The sequence below is a fragment of the Paraburkholderia sp. BR10936 genome (assembly GCF_040965735.1).
GTDB classification, from domain to species: Bacteria; Pseudomonadota; Gammaproteobacteria; order Burkholderiales; family Burkholderiaceae; genus Paraburkholderia; species Paraburkholderia nodosa_A.
This window is the reverse complement of record NZ_JBFRCM010000102.1, coordinates 1-246: the sequence shown is the minus strand read 5'-3', so window position 1 is coordinate 246 and position 246 is coordinate 1. Positions and strand designations below refer to the sequence as shown.

The 246-nt window shown below is 69.9% G+C and carries 1 protein-coding gene; it reads left to right on the top strand.

Annotated features, from left to right (window positions below; genetic code table 11):
- A partial coding sequence (locus AB4Y36_RS40600; RefSeq protein ID WP_368685949.1) for a hypothetical protein occupies nt 1-246 on the top strand: 246 nt, incomplete at both ends.

Below are 246 nucleotides of genomic sequence, written 5' to 3'. Positions count from 1 at the left end.
CGCTTATACGCTTGCGGTTTCCATCGAAAAGGACGAGGAAAGCCGGGCGCCATTCGATCAAACACTGATGACGCAAGCCACGCCGCCTGCGCGGCTACCCGCAGCGAGCCTGCCGGGCACGCCGGAGACCCGCCCCGCAGCCCCGCGTGCGGACGACTCGGCAGTGCTGGACGCATTGCTGGAGGGCCTCGGCATCGCGCCCGCCGATGTTGCCCACCTGAGCGCGCCGGAAGTCGCGCGCCTCGC